Raw genomic sequence first — 17,024 nt, 5'->3', positions numbered from 1 at the left:
TTCCTCTTTTTTGTGGAGGCGGAGGGGGTCTTGGTAAATATGAATTCCTCTTGTTAAAGCATGAGAAGCTCTTGGTAAGTGACCTCAGAGCTTGGTAAAAGTCCCGATTCTCTTGATTATATATCCATTCGTCTTGGTAACGCCGGTTGCTTCTTGCTAACATAATGAATTTACTTGATAAAATCCGTTTCTCTCTTGGTATTATGTGGATTGTTCTTGATAAGTGTTTGGCGGACGAAAATGGAGGGCCGACACCTGCGGGATAAAAAGATTCAATGAGATAAATCGACGTAGTCGGGTTATCTCATTACCTTTCCTCAGGTAAGTGCCTCCATTTTCAGGAGCGGCAGCAGAAGAAACGAATCAATGCTGCCCTCTATCCATAAAAACCTCAGGCTCGCCCACTCGTCGATAAATAAGGGCCAATACCAATGCCGGCACCGTACTCACAACCATGCCCAAAAATGCATATCCCGGTTCAATTGCATATAAATATCCACCAAATAGCGTAAACACCGCTGTACTCCAGCTAAGAGCAAGAGCTGAATAAAGGCCTTGAACTTTAGGAATAAGCTCGGATGCAACATTTTGTATTAGATATTGCATAAAGGCATAATGAGCCATTGCAAAGGAGCAGGCGTGTAGAAGCTGGGCAATTGAGAAGACCCAGACATTTGGAAAGGCAAATACAAGCACCCACCTCAATGTTGCACCAAAAGCTGCTAGTGCTAATAGCGAGCCAATGGAAAACCGTTGAAACCGTCGATCGGCCATGGCAAAAAAAACGATTTCTGCAAGCACTGCGATGTTAATAATAACCCCAATTAAGTAGCCAGGTGTTTCAATTTCCTGTAAATAGAGATAACCATAATTATAATAGGAGGCGTGTGCAGCCTGTATCAAAATAACAATCAGTAATACTAACCAGAAATGTTTCATATGAAACATTTTAAGCAAACCGCCCGTCTTTATTAGGGTTGAGGGTGGCTTTTTAGATAAAATAGCTGGCGCAGGTCGAAGGCTAAGGTAGACTAAAGCAGCAACACCCAGTAGCAAGGCATAATATATAACGTCATCTCCAAAGGTGGCGATGAAAAGTGTTAGTACGATTCCAACGGCTACAAATCCGATTGATCCCCACTGCCTGCTTTTTCCGTAATGCTGTAGCTGCTTATGCTGAACAAGCATGCCTGCCGCTGTATCTAAAATTGGCATTAATGGCGGATAGAATAGATGAAATAGAATCGTGACAATTAATAATTGACTAAACGATTGTGCGGGAATATAGCAGAGAACTGAGGCAAGTGTACCTACCCCAGCAGCTCGTAAAATGATTTTATTACTGAACCTACCTGATAGATAGGGAAAAGCAAACAACGTAGAAAGTCCTCTTGCGATCAACCCCATACTCATAATTAGGCTCGCATCAGTGACTGATAATTCCTTTGAATAAACGAGCCAGCCCGTCCAATAAGGCAGGAAAATTCCCCATGTTAAAAAGAAACTAAAAAAGCGCGTACTCATCCAACGATGTGTGTTCATGTTGCATCCTCCATCCATATCATTAAGCATCATATCATGGATTTACGGTCGAAGCGTAGAAGTTGGATGGTATAAAAAATGCTAGCTCCCATCCTAAGTAGGTGGGGCTAGCATTTTTTTATTCGTTTACAGTGTACTCGTATCAATCACAAAACGGTATTTAACATCTGAAGCTAACACACGTTTATACGCATGGTCGATGTCATCAGCAGAAATCACTTCAATATTCGGTGTGATATCATGCTTGGCACAAAAATCGAGCATTTCTTGGGTTTCTCTTATTCCACCGATCATTGAACCTGCAAATGATCTGCGATGACTAATGAGTGACATCACATTTAATGACAGAGGTTCGCCAGGTGCTCCGACGTTAACTAACGTGCCATTAAGAGTAAGTAATGAGAGGTACGCATTCATATCAATCTCTGCGCTGACTGTATTAATAATCAAATCAAACGTACCAGCTAGCTGAGTGAATGTGTCAGGTTCACTTGTTGCATAATAGTGGGCAGCACCAAATTGTAATCCGTCTTCTTTTTTATTTAGTGTTTGTGAAAGTACGGTTACCTCGGCTCCCATGGCGTGAGCAATCTTAACAGCCATGTGACCAAGGCCCCCCATACCAACAACGGCCACTTTTTTACCTGGTCCTGCTCCCCATCTTACTAATGGAGAATAGGTTGTAATGCCCGCACAAAGAAGGGGCGCAGCTGCATCAAGTTCAATATTGTCTGGGATTTTTACAACAAACCCTTCGGTGACAACGATATGTGTTGAATAGCCACCTTGTGTGGGCTCACCATACTTGTCTACACCCGCATAAGTAGGTACATTTCCTTTTAAACAGTATTGCTCTTCACCTTCTAGGCAATTCTCGCAGGTTCCGCATGAATCAACCATACAGCCTACCCCTACACGGTCACCGACTTTATACTGGGTAACTTCGGGTCCAATCTCTGTAACAACACCAGCAATCTCGTGCCCAGGGACTAAGGGATAGTTTACCTCTCCCCATTCTCCATGAGCCGTATGAATATCTGAATGACAAATCCCTGCATATTTGATTTCTATGAGGACATCGTGCAAATCTAAATCTCTTCTATTAATTTCTGCGACTCTGAAGGATTGATCGGGTCCATCTACTGCTCGTGCTTTTGCTTTTATCACTATAAACTACCTCCTTATGGTTAAGAGAGCTGTACCCTCTTTTAGCTTAGACTAAGCCCTGGAGTTCACTCTAAGTCAAGCAGAGGAGTTTAGTATTTGAAATGTTTGATAGCTATTACATTTCCTTGTCTTGGAGTCCACTTCAAGGTTTATACTTTAACGAGGCCACTGAAAAACGTCTTTATAAGACTGCGCAATAAGACTGCGCAATAAGATTGCGCACTTTTTTCAATTATTTAAGTCAGAACGTTAGCGGGTGTGAACCCGTAGACTCCTGCGGAACAGAACGAGTCTGAAGACCTCGAAGTGGTGGTCTTCCACTTCGAGGGCTGAGGCCGTTCCCGCGGAAAGCGTAGGGCTCTCCTGTAGCGGCTCCATTCAGCCATTCTTACATGACTTTTTCAGTTGCCTCCTTTTTATCCCGCAGGTGTCGGCCCTCCATTTTCGTTCGCTTGTTTAGATCGGTATTGAAATTAGTCCTTAAAATCAAACAAAATAAGAAAGGTGATTAGATGAACATTAAAGCTGTTAGTGAAAAAACAGGTGTTTCAGCAGATACGATTAGATACTACGAGCGTATTGGACTAATCCCTACAGTGAAAAGGAATATTAACGGGGTACGAGTCTTTGATGACGAAGATATTCGCTGGATTGAGTTTTCTCGACATATGCGAGATGCAGGGCTTTCAATCGAGGCACTTATTGAATACATCTCGCTATTTAAAGATAGTGATGATAGCACGATCCCTGCACGTTTAGATATTTTAAATGGTCAACTTGAGGATTTACAGCATCGAATAGATACCATGCAACGAGCTGTCGATCGCTTAAAATTTAAAGTCCACAACTATGAAAGCCACATGGTTCCGACAGAAAAGGGACTCCGTGAGTTTACGTAAAATAACATTTTTAATTCTTTTTTGAAAGGGGCCTAAAGCGCCTCTTTTTTATTTTTTCATTTTATAGGAACCTTTAAAGGTTTTAACTTCTAATGAATCGGCTACATAACAAGTACATTCTAACGAAAAAATTTGAGCAAGGATGGTGGCGGTCTTGATACACTACGGCACCTCCAATGGAACTAAAAGCCAGGCTGGTTCGATTTGAATGAAAACATAGAAAGGGTTTTTGCATTGAATCAAAAAAAAATTTTAATGATCACTCCAGCGCTCATTGTCACAGTCAGTCTATTACTTATTTCAGAAATAAGTGTGCCGACAATCATAGGTAGCACAGTGACAGGTCTCGCTTTTTTTGCCTTAGCCCTTGCCTTGCTAACAGAGGAAAAAACGTTGCCCATAGAAGTGAAAGAGGAAGTCGAGGCAGAAGGAGAAGTAAAGGAGCTATAAACGTTGTATGAACCCATTTACATTGTATGGTGTAGATGGGTTATTTAATTGTGATAATAATTATCTAAAAGAAATAGATATGTAAGGGTTTACAGATGAACCTGGATCGATTATACTTTTGCCTATAGTTGCATACGTATTCAGTTATGAGATTTTTGCATACGTATTCAAAAGATAGGAGGAATTTAAATGGCTGAATTTTTGAAAACAGGAAAAAGTGAATTAGAGCTTCAGGAGTCTAACTCTAAGGTTGAAAATACGGTGAAAGAATTAATTGATCGAATTGAAAATGAAGGGGAAAAGGCGGTTCGAGATCTTTCGGAGAAATTTGATAAGTGGTCTCCGAAATCCTTTCTTCTAAATGAAGAAGAGATAAAAGAAATAATAGATTCTTTGCCAGAGCAGACCATTCATGATATTCAGTTTGCACAAGAGCAGATTGGTAACTTTGCAAGGGAGCAGAGAAAATCGATTCAAGATATTGAAATTGAAACAAGACCTGGTGTATTTCTAGGTCATAAAAACATTCCGGTTAATAGTGTAGGCTGCTATATTCCAGGTGGTCGTTACCCAATGGTCGCCTCTTCTCATATGAGCATATTAACGGCAAAAGTAGCTGGCGTAAAAAGAGTCATTGGGTGCACTCCTCCAATTAACGGAGAGATCCCTGCGGCTACGGTTGCAGCCATGCATATGGCGGGAGCAGATGAGATTTATATTCTAGGTGGCGTTCAAGCAATGGCAGCGATGGCCATTGGAACAGAGAACATGGAGCCAGTCGACATGCTTGTTGGTCCAGGAAATGCCTTTGTTGCAGAAACAAAAAGACAGCTGTTTGGTCGAGTTGGAATCGACTTGTTTGCTGGTCCTACAGAAACCTTAATCATTGCAGACGAGACGGCTGATGCAGAGATGGTTGCTACAGATATTCTTGGCCAGGCAGAGCATGGTCCTACTTCTCCGGGAGCGCTTATTACTACGTCAAAGCAGCTTGCTGAGGAGACGTTAACTGAGATTGAAAGACAGCTAGAAACTCTTCCGACTGCTGATATTGCAAGAGTGGCTTGGCAGGATAATGGATCTATTATTCTAGTTGATAGCCTTGAAGAAGCGGTCATTGAGGCTGATAAGCTGGCTTATGAGCATGTTCAGGTGCTGACAAAGGATCCGAATTATTTCTTAGAGAATATGACCAATTTTGGAGGACTGTTCCTTGGACCAGAAACCAATGTAGCGTACGGGGATAAGGTGATTGGTACAAACCACACGCTACCTACTAAAAAGGCTGCGCGTTACACTGGTGGATTGTGGGTTGGTAAGTTCTTGAAAAACTGTACGTATCAACGGTGCACGCCAGAAGCAAGCGCAGAAATTGGCCGATATGCAGAACGTCTATGCGAGCTTGAAGGATTTCATGGTCATAAAGCACAGGCCACTCTCCGTGTTAAACGATACGGGAACTAATTAATCGCGTTAGGTGTGCTATACTCTTTCTTGTCGGAAGATAGGAGAGGGTCATATGAAGAAGTATGTAACCGCAATAGATGTCGCAAAGCTTGCTGGCGTTTCACAGTCCTCCGTTTCCAGAGTATTTGGATCGGGTGCAAACGTGTCAAAAGAGAATTATGAACGCGTAATGGCTGCTGCTAATGAGCTAGGATATCGTCCGAATGCCATTGCACGAGGTTTGATTACCCAAAAAACGAATATGATTGGCATCATTATGAGGGATATTAAAAATCCATTCTATCCAGAGGTGCTAGAGCGTTTCTCTCAGAAGCTGTCTAAAGAGGGCTATCACCTAATATTCATTAGTGCCAAAAATGAAGAAGTGAATGAAGATGAACTGCATCGCCTTTTAGATTATAAGGTAGATGGCGTCATCATTACGGATGCAACTCCAACTTCAGATGCTCTGCAGCCTTTCTTAACTTCAGAAGTACCGGTAGTTTTGTTTAATCGATATATAGATACGCCTTCAACTAATTCTGTATGCTGTAACAATTATCAGGCGGGTTTTGAAATTGGATCCTATTTAACAGGGCGAGGATATGAAGATCTGGCTATTATCTCAGGACCAATGGAAACCTCAACAGCGATGGATCGCTTGAAGGGGTTGAAGGATTGTATTCAAACCCTGTCAGCCACGATCACACATGAGAAACAAGGGAATTACACCTACGAAGGTGGCTTTCAGGCAACAATGGACCTTCTTGAAGGCGGATGTCCTCAAGTGATCATTTGTGGCAATGATATTATGGCTTTTGGTGCAATGGATGCAATTAGACAAAAAGGATTAAAAGTCCCTGAAGATGTGTCGGTTATAGGGTTTGACAATGTTTCCATGGCTTCTTGGCCAGCGTATGAGCTAACAACATGGAGTCAGCCAATGGACCAGATGGTTAATGCTGCTGTTGAACTACTTGTTAAGGAGATTGAGGGTAATCAAATCGAGCCTGCTCGCCTGTCATTTGATGGGCAGTTAATAGAACGAAAAACAGTAGGGTAGGAGGAACTGGCAAGCGATCCTCCTATCCCTATCAGGAAAGCGCTTCCTAGCGTGGGAATGAGGGATCGATTTGCTTAGTTTCATTGGATTAATTTTTGGTCTTGCCTTACTTATTTACTTAACTATAAAAGGAATGAATTTATTAATTTCAGCTCCAATCGCTGCATTCATTGTAGCCATTACAAGTGATTTAGGAGTTTTTCCTCAGCTTGTTCAAGAAGGAGAGCCATCTTTTCTCGGTAGTTACATGGAAGGCTTCTCAGGGTTTGTAGCCACGTGGTTTTTTATGTTCTTAATTGGAGCAGTTTTTGGCAAACTGATGGGGGACAGTGGAGCAGCAGATAGTGTGGCTCAGTGGATTGTTAGGCGGATCGGCTTAAAGAATGCACCCCTGGCAATTGTGATTGCCTGCGCTATATTAACATACGGAGGAGTCAGTCTCTTTGTTGTTGCATTTGCTGTGTATCCTATGGCAATCAGCCTATTCAAAGAGGCAAACCTACCACGACGCTTTATCCCTGCAGCGCTTGGTTTTGGGTCTGTTACGTTTACAATGACTTCAGCGGGCTCACCAGAAATTCAAAACTGGATTCCAATTCCAATTCTAAATACCTCCCCCTATGCAGCTTGGGAAGTGAGCTTGGTTGTAGCGGTAGTCATGATGATTATTGGATATTGGTGGTTGCGAATGTTTATCCAAAGAGCTGTTAAGAAGGGTGAGACCTTTGTGTTAAGGGTAGGGGACCCAACTGCTGAGAACAAAAAGCTGCCACACCCTGTTATTAGTTTTCTTCCACTACTTACAGTGTTAGCTGTGTCGTTTACGTTTCATGATACATTGGAGCATTCAGCTTTAATTGTAGCTTTATTGAGTGGAAGTATTATGGTTTTACTGTTTAACTACAAATACTTTGTTCATCTAGGTCAAACCATTACAGATGGAACAACAGGTGCGTTAATTGCTATTGGTAACACAGCTGCAGTCGTGGGTTTTGGTGGTGTAGCCAGAAATACACACGCATTTTCTGAGACGGTTGCCTTTATGACGGATCTACCTGGGAACCCTCTGATTGGAAGTGCCGTTGCAATCCTGTTAATAGCAGGGATCACAGGATCTTCATCCGGCGGACAAACGATTGCTTTACCGCTAATTGCCCCTCATTACATGGATATGGGTGTGCCTGCTGACCAAATACACCGGGTTGCGGCACTATCCTCAGGTGTATTGGATTCACTGCCACACGGAGGATACACGGTCACGACGATTGCTTCAATATGTCGAGAGCGATATCAGGATGCGTATCCAGCGTATGGAGCTGTCACTGTGATTGTCCCATTTATTGGTTTGGTGTTAGCGATTGTTCTCTTTTCGTTGGGGATGTAAGTGGAAGAAGCCAGGTGGGATATCCGCTTGGCTTCTTATTTTTGTTCTGCTGGGAAGACAAGTACGCCAGCATCTTCATATTCTTTCAGTGTTACTTCTTCTACACCAGCGTCTGTAATAATGCCATTTGTAGCATCTGCTGGGCAAATACGAAGCATGGCGGTGACATTAAACTTACTATGATCAGCTACCACATAAACCTGTCTTGCATTTTTGTACATGGTACGTTTTACATCACATTCCCCTACCCCGTAATCCATCAAACCCTCTTCCAATGAAATACCGCTAATGCTCATAAAGAACAAATCGATGTGGAAGCCATTGATGAATTGGATAGCCGAATCTCCCACAATACAAAGCTCTGAATTACGCAAAACTCCTCCAGGAAGAATAACAGTGAAGGCTGTGTTTTTCAGTTCCTCTGCTATGGTAAGAGAATTAGTAATGATCGTAAGCTGTTGAAAGTTCTTTGCCAGCGTTCGGGCAATTTCGGTATTGGTTGTGCTGACATCTAGAGCGATGCATTGACCCTCAGTAACAAATTCTATAGCGTGCCGAGCGATCGCTTGTTTCTCAAGCTGGTATTGCTCTTCTCTCAGAACAAAATTTGTCTGAGTAATATTTGTAGGCAGAGGAATGGCACCGCCGTGAACTCTCTTTAGTAGGCCTTCCTTTTCTAAATGCTCCAAGTCTCTACGAATCGTTTCAGTTGAGACATTACACTTCTTTGTTAACCCTCCGACTTTAACAATGTCATGCTGCTCCAATTCTTCAAGGATCAAGCGATATCTTTCATGAGCTAACATTCTTATTCATCACCATATTTCTTTATATTATCTCTAAGGAAGAGCCGAGATGATTCTCTTGTTCAGTTTAAACTGAACCGTTTATGTATGTCCACATAAATCCAATCTAAAACCCATGTAATAATGATATTTACGAAAAATAAACACAATATTCAACAAAAAACCACAAATATATGTTATCGTAAATTGTAATCACACAATAAAACAATTAAATGCACAGTATCAAGGGGGGATTATGTGGGGAAAATTGTGATTCGTAACTTAGAAAAGTCGTATGACAACCAAAAACCAGTTGTTCAGGATTTTTCATTAAGCATTCAAGAGCGGGAATTTATTGTATTTGTTGGTCCATCGGGCTGCGGTAAGACTACCACGCTCAGGATGATTGCTGGGTTGGAGGAGATCTCAAACGGAGAGCTTGAAATTGATGGGAGGAATATGAATCGCGCTCGCCCAAAAGAACGCCGTGTGGCAATGGTTTTTCAAAATTATGCACTCTTTCCCTATATGACGGTATTTGATAATTTGGCTTACGGTTTAAAAATGCGAAAGGTTCCCATGCAGAAGATCATCAAAGAGGTACATTCCGTTGCGGAGCTGTTAGGTTTGTCGCCTTTACTCGACCGGAAGCCTAAGGCCTTATCGGGTGGTCAGAAACAAAGAGTAGCTCTAGGAAGAGCGGTTTTACGGGGATCTGAAATCCTATTAATGGATGAACCACTATCTAATCTCGATGCTAAATTGCGAGTACAAATGCGAGCAGAAATTACTCGTCTACATAAAAAACTTAATACGACCACGATTTATGTAACCCATGATCAGACAGAGGCGATGACTATGGCAAGCAGAATTGTGGTGTTAAAAGATGGTCTTATACAACAAATTGGCAGTCCAATGGATGTTTACACGCATCCAGCTAATCTCTTTGTCGCTCGATTTTTAGGCTCTCCGCCAATGAATGTAATAGTAGGAAAAGTGATGAGCTATGGAGTTAGGATTTCTCAATCACAAATAATCAAAACAACTAACGCAATACCTGAAGAAGTTAGAGGAAACGAAATACTTGTTGGTGTTCGCCCTGAGCATATACAGATTGTTGAGACAGAAGGCTTGGAAGTGGTCGTTGAATATACGGAGCAGACCGGCATTCATTTATTTGCTACCTTAAATACTGGTGAAGATAAGATCATCGCACGGCTACCTGGTGCTACCAATGTAAAACTAGGCGATCAAATCCGAGTATGTTTTCAGGAACAGCAGTGCCGCTTCTTTGATCCAGTGACAGAGGAGGCTCTGAAGCTATGAAGCGATCAGTAAGCGTGGTGAAGCTACTCGTATTTGTGGGGATTCCAATGATTCCGTTAATCGTATTCTGGTTTGTACCAATGGCCGTATCGTTATGGTTAAGTTTGACAGACTGGGATTATATTAGTCCTTCTTACAATATGGTTGGTCTCGATAACTATACAACACTTTTAACGAGTGGCGCCTTCTATCAGGCACTAAATAATACCTTTGTATTCACGATTATGACGATCATTCCTACACTTGTAATCGGACTCTTACTAGCCTTGCTGCTAAATCGTAAGCTGAAGGGAAGCACGATCTTTCGAGCCTTTTTATTCTCGCCATGGATTACTCCTATGGTAGCGATGTCGATCGTATGGACCTGGATATTTGAGCCTGATCTTGGGTTAATGAATGAGCTCTTAGGCTGGCTAAATTTACCACAGCCAGCATGGCTCCAAAGCTCCCAGTTTGCAATATGGGCCATTATTATCGTTACAGTTTGGAAAAATGCAGGTTGGGCGATGATTTTCTACAGTGAGGCGCTTCAGCGTATTCCAAAGGATCTATATGAAGTCAGTCATTTAGAGGATACTACGGCATGGCAGAGGCTTAGAACCATCACTCTCCCGATGGTATCGCCTACCACATTATTTCTTAGTATCATTACTACCGTCGATGCGTTACAGGCATACGATCAAATCCAAGTTATGACGCAAGGGGGACCATCCGGTAGTACGCGTACTCTCTTATATTATTATTATCAGCTAGCCTTTGAGCAGTTTAATATGGGTCAGGCAACGGCTGTAGCGACCCTACTAGTAGCGATTACGGGTCTCATCTCGGCCCTGCAATTTCGCCTAACTAAAAAGTACGTCCATTATTAAGGAGGTCCCGATTATGGAGCAAACCACTTGGCATCACCTGCCAAAGCGTGCCCTATTATACGGGACGCTTAGCATTATTAGTTTAGTTATGATCTTTCCATTTATATGGATGTTATTGAGCGCACTCAAAACGGGGGAGGAGATTTTTGCTGTCCCGCTTACATGGTTCCCGGAAAGTCCACAATGGCAAAATTTCATTGAAGCCCTGGAGATGGCGCCTTTTGGTTTATATATATGGAACAGTATTTTTACAGCTGTAATGATCGTGCTTTTCCAAATTATCTTATCCTGTATGCTTGCTTATGCATTAACTCAGCTGAGATTCTGGGGGCAGCATTTGCTGTTTATGGCTATTCTCGGTTCCTATATGCTGCCGGCAGCTGCAACCTATGTGCCGAGCTACGTGATATTGGCAAGACTCGGATTATTAGATACGTTATCAGGTATTATTATCTCCAATTTGGCCAGTGTCTTTTGTATTTTTATGATTAGACAAGCCTTCTTGCAAGTGCCAAAAGAAATGGTTGAGGCAGCAAGGGCAGATGGAGCAGGGGATTGGCAAATTCTATGGCGCATAATGTTTCCAATGGCCAAATCATCTATCTTTACCGTGGGTTTAATTAGCTTTGTCCAGATGTACAACAACTATCTATGGCCTTCCTTAATTGTTTCAAGCCAAGAAAAATACTTAATTACTGTAGGGCTTCGTCAGTTTTTTACCGCTCAAGGCACGTTTTCTAGCCAGTGGCCGCTTATTATGGCTGCCAATGTGTTCGCCGTAGCCCCTCTCATTATCTTGTTTATAGTTTTGCAGAAATGGTTTGTTAAAGGCATTAGTGATAATGGTGTAAAAGGATAAATTCCAAAAAACCAGGAGGTAATCAAGATGAAAAAACAACTAGGAATGCTATTAGGTGGAGTGGCTTTAATGTCAGGACTCTTTGCGTGCTCTACAGAAGGAAGTGGGTCAACAGATGGCCCCGTGGAAATCGAATTTTGGTACGGTCTAGGTAGTGAGGCAGGGAATAAAATGGAGGAGCTCATCGTTGAATTTAATGAATCCCAGGATGAGGTTGTTCTTAAAGGGGTTTCTCAAGCTGACTATTCGGAAACCTATCAAAATCTCCAAGCGGCACTCGCTTCTAATACAGCGCCTGCTGTGGCACTATTAGAGAATTCAACGATGGTCGATTTAGCAGGGCGAGACATACTAGCCCCACTTAATGAGTTTATGGATACCGATGAATCGTTTGAAGAAGCGGATTATCTTTCTGTATTTATGGAAAATGTCATGCTGGATGATACATATTACGGCTTACCAGGTTACGGAACCACACAAGTGATGTATTATCGGACGGATTTGTTTGAAGAGGCAGATATTGATGCAGACGAAGCATTTTCTTCTTGGGAAAGTCTACTTGAAGCTGGGAATAAAATTATAGAAGAGACTGATGCGTCATATGGCTGGGCTCCTATGTGGGGAGAATCAAATCTCATAGATATAGCTCAGAGTAACGGCGGGCTCATTGTTAATGATGAGGGAACTGAAGTCTTAATTGATAGTCCAGAATGGGTAGAGGCATGGGAGTTTATCCGTACAGCTCTTCACGAGGACGACTTAATGAAAATTAACTCTGGAGGACAAGGCTGGGAATATTGGTATCGAACGATTGATGATGTGATAAATGGAAGTGTAGCGGGTTACACAGGCTCTTCTGGGGATAAAGGGAACCTCGATTTTGACATCATTGATTCAGCGATCCAACCCGGGATGAACGGAAATCCAGCACAGCCATCGATTGATGGACTGGTCATGGCTATTCCAAACGACTTGTCTGATGAAGAAAAAGAAGCAGGATGGAAGTGGATGTCTTACTTTACCTCTCCAGAAGTGACTGCAGATTGGGCACAAACTATTGGATACATTCCAGTTCGTGAATCAGCTATGGAAGTCCCGTCGTATGTTGAATTTGCTGAAGAAAATCCCTATTTGATGATTCCATTTGAGCAAGCGCAAATTGGTGCTTCTGCTTTTATTGATCCTACAGGCAATCAAATTATCGATGCCTTAAATATCGCAGCGGATAAGGTCGAGCTCGAAAACATTCCTGCTGAAGAAGCGTTGGCAGAGGCAAAAGAGCAGGCTCAGGCTGCGTTGGATAAGGTCAATGAGTAAGGAGGTCAACTCATGTTAAATCAATGGATATCAGTAAAAATGACTGCAGAGAATACAGCTTCGTTTAGCATACCCTTTGAATGGGAGCAGGGAGCCGCTAGCCATTTAATGATTCATGTGAATATGCTTCAGGAAGTGTGGCTGCAGTACCAGATCATTGATGCTAATCAAGAAGTAAGAGCTCAATTTGTTAGTGGCAAAACCATTCAGCCTGTTGTGGTGAGTCACACAAGTCAAAGCACTAGTCCCAACACCATTTCAGGTCCGTTGCCAAAAGGGGACTGGACATTACAAGTACAGGTGGCTGGGAAAGAGATTGCTCATACTGAGGTCGCAACCATTAAATTAATTGAAACGAATGAAGCTTCTAAGGCAGAATATGGTGTCTCGTGGACAAAGGATAATGGCCAATTTTTATTGGAGCAGTTTCCGTGGTCAAAAGCATCTGAACAAACAAAAAGATGGTACAAGGGCGATTTCCATACTCATACCATTGCCTCAGACGGTCAAATGACTAGAGAAGAAAATTTAATAAGTGCTAAAGCGCAAGGGTTGGACTTTTTCGTAGCAACCGATCATAATCTCGTGCCAACCTCATGGTGTGCTTCTGAACAAATCCGAGTTATTCCCGGGATCGAAATAACAGCTAAGGCTGGACACTTTAATATTCTAGGCGCAAAGGAGTATCCCTTTGTAGATTTTGATGTGGCTGCCATGGAAACAGAAGGTGGAATGAATGCCATCCTTAATAAGTCTAGAGAAGCAGGATCGTTAAATTCGATAAACCATCCCTTTTTAACCATATGGAAATGGCTGTTTAAAGATACTCCGCTTGAGCTCATTGACACCTTTGAAATATGGAATGATCCAACGTATATAGACAATGCACAAGCAACGGAACATGCGCTAGAAGCGTGGGATCTGTTAACGAATGATGGCTGGAGACTGACAGGCATCGGAGGCTCCGATTCTCATCTTAGGCCGGAGGATCACTACCCTGAAAGTGAACAGCCATCCCTTATTGGCGACCCTGGTACCTTCGTATGGAGTGAGTCCAATAGCGCAGAGGCGCTATTACGAAACGTGAAAAAAGGACATGTATTTGTTACAAGAGAGAATCTCCAAATAGATTTTGACGCAGAAGGGCAACGGGCTGGAAGTCAGCTTACAACAGCAGTAGGTATCGCCAGGGTTACTTTGGATTCGGATGAACCGCTTGTCATTCAATGGGTTGAAAAAGGGGAAGTGATCAGAGAATCATCGGGAATCAAGGATACCTTTGAGTTTCAATGGGATGAGCACACCTACTCGTGGCTACGTCTGACCATTCGAAAACAAGATGGAACCTTGGTTGGGTTCACTAATCCAGTCTACTTTGGAGAGCGCACCCCATCCCTGCACACTTGGGGAGATGTCTTAGAAAGGCTTGGTTAGCATGAGTATAAATGTAAAAGGAATTGTATTTGACAAGGATGGGACCCTTATTCGTTTTGAATCCGTTTGGATTGAGGCTACCTATCAAGTCATAGAAAAGGTAGCTACTGCAAATGGTTACCCTAACGACGAAAGCATAATATCAAAGCTAGCAAACAGCATTGGATTATATGGCAATTGCGTAAGTGAGCATGGCTATTTAGCTAGTGGAACCACAAAGGATTTTGCTTCCGCTTTTGCAAAAATCCTACATGCACCGGAGAATAAAGTACTCGAAGAAATAAACCAAGCGTACGATGAAGACATTGAGCATAAGCTTGAACGGATCGAGGCTATTGGTGATCTACCGTCCTTATTTTCTAAGTTGAAACAATCAGGTTACAGCATTGGTATTGTGACCGCAGACAATTATAATAGTACAGCGGCTACGTTAACAAAGCTCGGAATTGATAAGTATATTGACTTTGTAGGTACGGCTGATCGCTATAACAAAAAACCAGAAAAAGAAGCGATGGAAGCATTTTGCTCTGAAATGAATTTATTGCCTGAGCAAGTTATTCACGTGGGAGATACCGATGTAGATCTCGCTTTTTCAAAGCACTGCTTATATGGGGTGGGTGTCCTATCGGGTGTCGGAACCTACTCAACTCTCTCCTCTTACACCGATTATGTTATAAAGGATGTACATGAGCTAAGGTCAAAGGTGCTATATCAGGTGAAGTGAGATAGCATGATGTGTTAAGTAAACATGATTGAGAGAAATATGATTAGAGCACCATTTTTTCAAGAAGTGTAATGCGACACCATGAAGAATGATTTTATTAGCAAGAGGAACCGAGTTTTATTAAGAAGTATGAATCAATACGAAGAAAATTAAGAGTAACGCAACCTCTACTCAGAAGTCGGCCTCGCCCGCGATAAAACAGAGAAACGGACACCTGTCCGTTTCTCTTTAATATAAAGCCTTTATAAAGTATAGAATTAAGTCATCATCATTTACACATGGAGCGTATTGCTCCAATTGCTGATCCTTGTACCAAACCCCTGAGCCATCAGGGATATATCCCCGTTTGACATACATTTTTTGAACAGCTCCATACCCGTAATGTAAGCCAACAGCTAGAGTCACATAACGATTATAGGAGGTAGCCAATTCTTCTGCTACATCCATTAGCTTGGTTCCGATACCAGACCGTTGATACTTAATGAGTACGTTAAAATCAACAACCTCTGGAAAGTTCTGAGCTGCATAAGGACCTGGATTAGCACTTGGTAGTAGGGTGACGTATCCAGCGACCTCTCCGTTTTTTTCAGCCAGAATCATTTTTTGTTCGTTTCGTTTTTGTCTACGGTAATACTCTTCAAAAAGCTCCCGTGGTTTCTGCCATTTCTGAGCAGCAAATCCTTCAACCAATTTGGGAATGTCAGATTCGATCAAAGGACGAATGACTAGCTTTCCATCGTTGTAATAGTTCATCATTATCTCCTCTCCTACCCTTATTGCTTCGGCAGCTTACTCGCATATTGCTTACGTAGCTCCTGTAATTCTTTTAGCTTGCTAATGGCAGTAGCGCCTTTACCACGCCCGACTTCAAGCACTAAAGCCTCAACAATAGCCAGTGTCGATACTAAAGAGTGAAACTCGTTGTTTTCGCCTCTTTCCGAATAAAGAATGGCTGCTGCTTTTTTTCTCATGGGAGAAATCAGTCGATCTGTGATCAACACGATCGGTATGTTCCGTCTTTGGGCCATGTCAAAAATGACCTGCAGCTCGGGAGAAAAATTCATAAATCCAAATACCACTAACACATCTGGGGGATGGATATGAATTAAATTTTCAAAGATTTCATGCCCACTTGGAGCGAGTGTGTTGACCTTACAATCAAACCGTCTTAAACGAAACGCCACGAGGTCGACCATAAATTGAGCGGCTCCGTTTCCATACAAATGGATGGTGTCAGCCTGGATAAGCAGAGACAGGCTTGTCCTGAAGTCGTCCTCTGATAATCGTGCTAGAGTCGTTTCTAGGTTGTGAATGTGTGCTTCCATCATCGGTAAAAAAGGGTGTTGTCCATACTTTTGCATCGTCTTTTCTGTTTTTGCTACTGGAGTGGAGGTGTATTGCTCTCGCAGATTCCGTTTAAACGATTTAAAATTTCTGTAGCCAATAGCCTCCCAAAACCTAGATACAGAGGCACTACTAACTAAACATGCATCGGCGATATCCTTTTCTGTTAGAAAAGCGATGTTTTCAATGTTTTTAGAGATGTAGTTAGCAACTCGTTGCTGGTTTTTAGTGAGCTCATTCTCCTCAAAAGGTATCAATCATACCCTCCCCTTCCCTTCATTTAAGGAAAGTATACAAGGAATAAATGTATAAAAACATACATTTTTGAATTATGATGCTTTTTTTACAATCAATTTATATTTCCTTAACACTTCACGTGCATGCTTAGGTCGTACACGTTATATACAGGAGGTCA

16 protein-coding genes are annotated in these 17,024 nt (G+C 42.2%); 11 read left to right on the top strand and 5 right to left on the bottom strand.

Going from position 1 to position 17,024, the window contains the following annotated elements:
* Positions 1 to 363 precede the first annotated feature (363 nt).
* Both FN960_RS06735 and FN960_RS06730 read right to left on the bottom strand, forming a co-directional pair.
* Positions 364 to 1,542 carry an MFS transporter gene (locus FN960_RS06735; RefSeq protein ID WP_143847925.1) on the bottom strand — a complete coding sequence of 393 codons (1,179 nt, stop codon included), beginning with the start codon at positions 1,540 to 1,542 and terminating at the stop codon, positions 364 to 366.
* Positions 1,543 to 1,668: 126 nt separating this feature from the next.
* Positions 1,669 to 2,709, bottom strand: coding sequence for an NAD(P)-dependent alcohol dehydrogenase (locus FN960_RS06730; RefSeq protein WP_143847924.1), 1,041 nt, complete (start codon positions 2,707 to 2,709; stop codon positions 1,669 to 1,671).
* 512 nt (positions 2,710 to 3,221) lie between these two features.
* Between FN960_RS06730 and FN960_RS06725 the strand changes: the two genes are divergently transcribed.
* The 5 genes from FN960_RS06725 to FN960_RS06705 all read left to right on the top strand — a co-directional run bounded on the left by FN960_RS06725 (position 3,222) and on the right by FN960_RS06705 (position 7,951).
* Positions 3,222 to 3,608, top strand: a complete 387-nt coding sequence (locus FN960_RS06725) for a MerR family transcriptional regulator (RefSeq protein ID WP_143847923.1) — start codon at positions 3,222 to 3,224, stop codon at positions 3,606 to 3,608.
* A gap of 234 nt (positions 3,609 to 3,842) precedes the next feature.
* Positions 3,843 to 4,058: a hypothetical protein gene (locus FN960_RS06720; RefSeq protein WP_143847922.1), complete on the top strand. Its 216-nt coding sequence runs from the start codon at positions 3,843 to 3,845 to the stop codon at positions 4,056 to 4,058.
* A gap of 189 nt (positions 4,059 to 4,247) precedes the next feature.
* The gene (gene hisD / locus FN960_RS06715) at positions 4,248 to 5,522 is read left to right on the top strand and encodes a histidinol dehydrogenase (RefSeq protein WP_143847921.1); all 1,275 of its coding nucleotides are present in this window, start codon (positions 4,248 to 4,250) and stop codon (positions 5,520 to 5,522) included.
* Positions 5,523 to 5,577: 55 nt separating this feature from the next.
* Entirely contained in the window at positions 5,578 to 6,567 is a 990-nt protein-coding gene (locus tag FN960_RS06710) for a LacI family DNA-binding transcriptional regulator (RefSeq protein ID WP_143847920.1), read from the top strand.
* A 70-nt stretch (positions 6,568 to 6,637) separates the two neighbouring features.
* Entirely contained in the window at positions 6,638 to 7,951 is a 1,314-nt protein-coding gene (locus FN960_RS06705; protein WP_143847919.1) for a GntP family permease, read from the top strand.
* A gap of 35 nt (positions 7,952 to 7,986) precedes the next feature.
* Here the strand turns inward: FN960_RS06705 and FN960_RS06700 are convergent, their stop codons facing one another.
* The gene (locus FN960_RS06700; RefSeq protein ID WP_143847918.1) at positions 7,987 to 8,757 is read right to left on the bottom strand and encodes a DeoR/GlpR family DNA-binding transcription regulator; all 771 of its coding nucleotides are present in this window, start codon (positions 8,755 to 8,757) and stop codon (positions 7,987 to 7,989) included.
* Between the two features lie 237 nt (positions 8,758 to 8,994).
* Here FN960_RS06700 and FN960_RS06695 point away from each other — a divergent pair, with 237 nt between their 5' ends.
* From FN960_RS06695 to FN960_RS06670, 6 genes are read left to right on the top strand one after another with little or no spacing between them, the layout of a single operon-like run.
* Positions 8,995 to 10,062 carry an ABC transporter ATP-binding protein gene (locus FN960_RS06695; RefSeq protein ID WP_143847917.1) on the top strand — a complete coding sequence of 356 codons (1,068 nt, stop codon included), beginning with the start codon at positions 8,995 to 8,997 and terminating at the stop codon, positions 10,060 to 10,062.
* On the top strand, positions 10,059 to 10,931 hold the full coding sequence (locus FN960_RS06690; protein WP_143847916.1) for a carbohydrate ABC transporter permease: 873 nt from the start codon (positions 10,059 to 10,061) through the stop codon (positions 10,929 to 10,931). Before FN960_RS06695 ends, FN960_RS06690 begins: the two co-directional genes overlap by 4 nt.
* A gap of 13 nt (positions 10,932 to 10,944) precedes the next feature.
* Entirely contained in the window at positions 10,945 to 11,790 is an 846-nt protein-coding gene (locus FN960_RS06685) for a carbohydrate ABC transporter permease (protein WP_143847915.1), read from the top strand.
* A 27-nt stretch (positions 11,791 to 11,817) separates the two neighbouring features.
* Positions 11,818 to 13,107, top strand: a complete 1,290-nt coding sequence (locus tag FN960_RS06680; protein WP_143847914.1) for an ABC transporter substrate-binding protein — start codon at positions 11,818 to 11,820, stop codon at positions 13,105 to 13,107.
* 12 nt (positions 13,108 to 13,119) lie between these two features.
* Entirely contained in the window at positions 13,120 to 14,541 is a 1,422-nt protein-coding gene (locus FN960_RS06675; protein ID WP_143847913.1) for a CehA/McbA family metallohydrolase, read from the top strand.
* 1 nt (position 14,542) lies between these two features.
* Positions 14,543 to 15,265 carry an HAD family hydrolase gene (locus FN960_RS06670; RefSeq protein ID WP_143847912.1) on the top strand — a complete coding sequence of 241 codons (723 nt, stop codon included), beginning with the start codon at positions 14,543 to 14,545 and terminating at the stop codon, positions 15,263 to 15,265.
* A gap of 228 nt (positions 15,266 to 15,493) precedes the next feature.
* Here the strand turns inward: FN960_RS06670 and FN960_RS06665 are convergent, their stop codons facing one another.
* On the bottom strand, positions 15,494 to 16,021 hold the full coding sequence (locus FN960_RS06665; protein ID WP_260681949.1) for a GNAT family N-acetyltransferase: 528 nt from the start codon (positions 16,019 to 16,021) through the stop codon (positions 15,494 to 15,496).
* 17 nt (positions 16,022 to 16,038) lie between these two features.
* Positions 16,039 to 16,866: a MurR/RpiR family transcriptional regulator gene (locus FN960_RS06660; RefSeq protein ID WP_143847911.1), complete on the bottom strand. Its 828-nt coding sequence runs from the start codon at positions 16,864 to 16,866 to the stop codon at positions 16,039 to 16,041.
* Positions 16,867 to 17,024: the final 158 nt, after the last annotated feature.

Origin of the sequence: Alkalicoccobacillus porphyridii (assembly GCF_007293315.1) — a bacterium.
Taxonomy (GTDB): domain Bacteria; phylum Bacillota; class Bacilli; order Bacillales; family Bacillaceae_D; genus Alkalicoccobacillus; species Alkalicoccobacillus porphyridii.
This window is presented reverse-complemented; position numbering and strand designations above follow the sequence as displayed.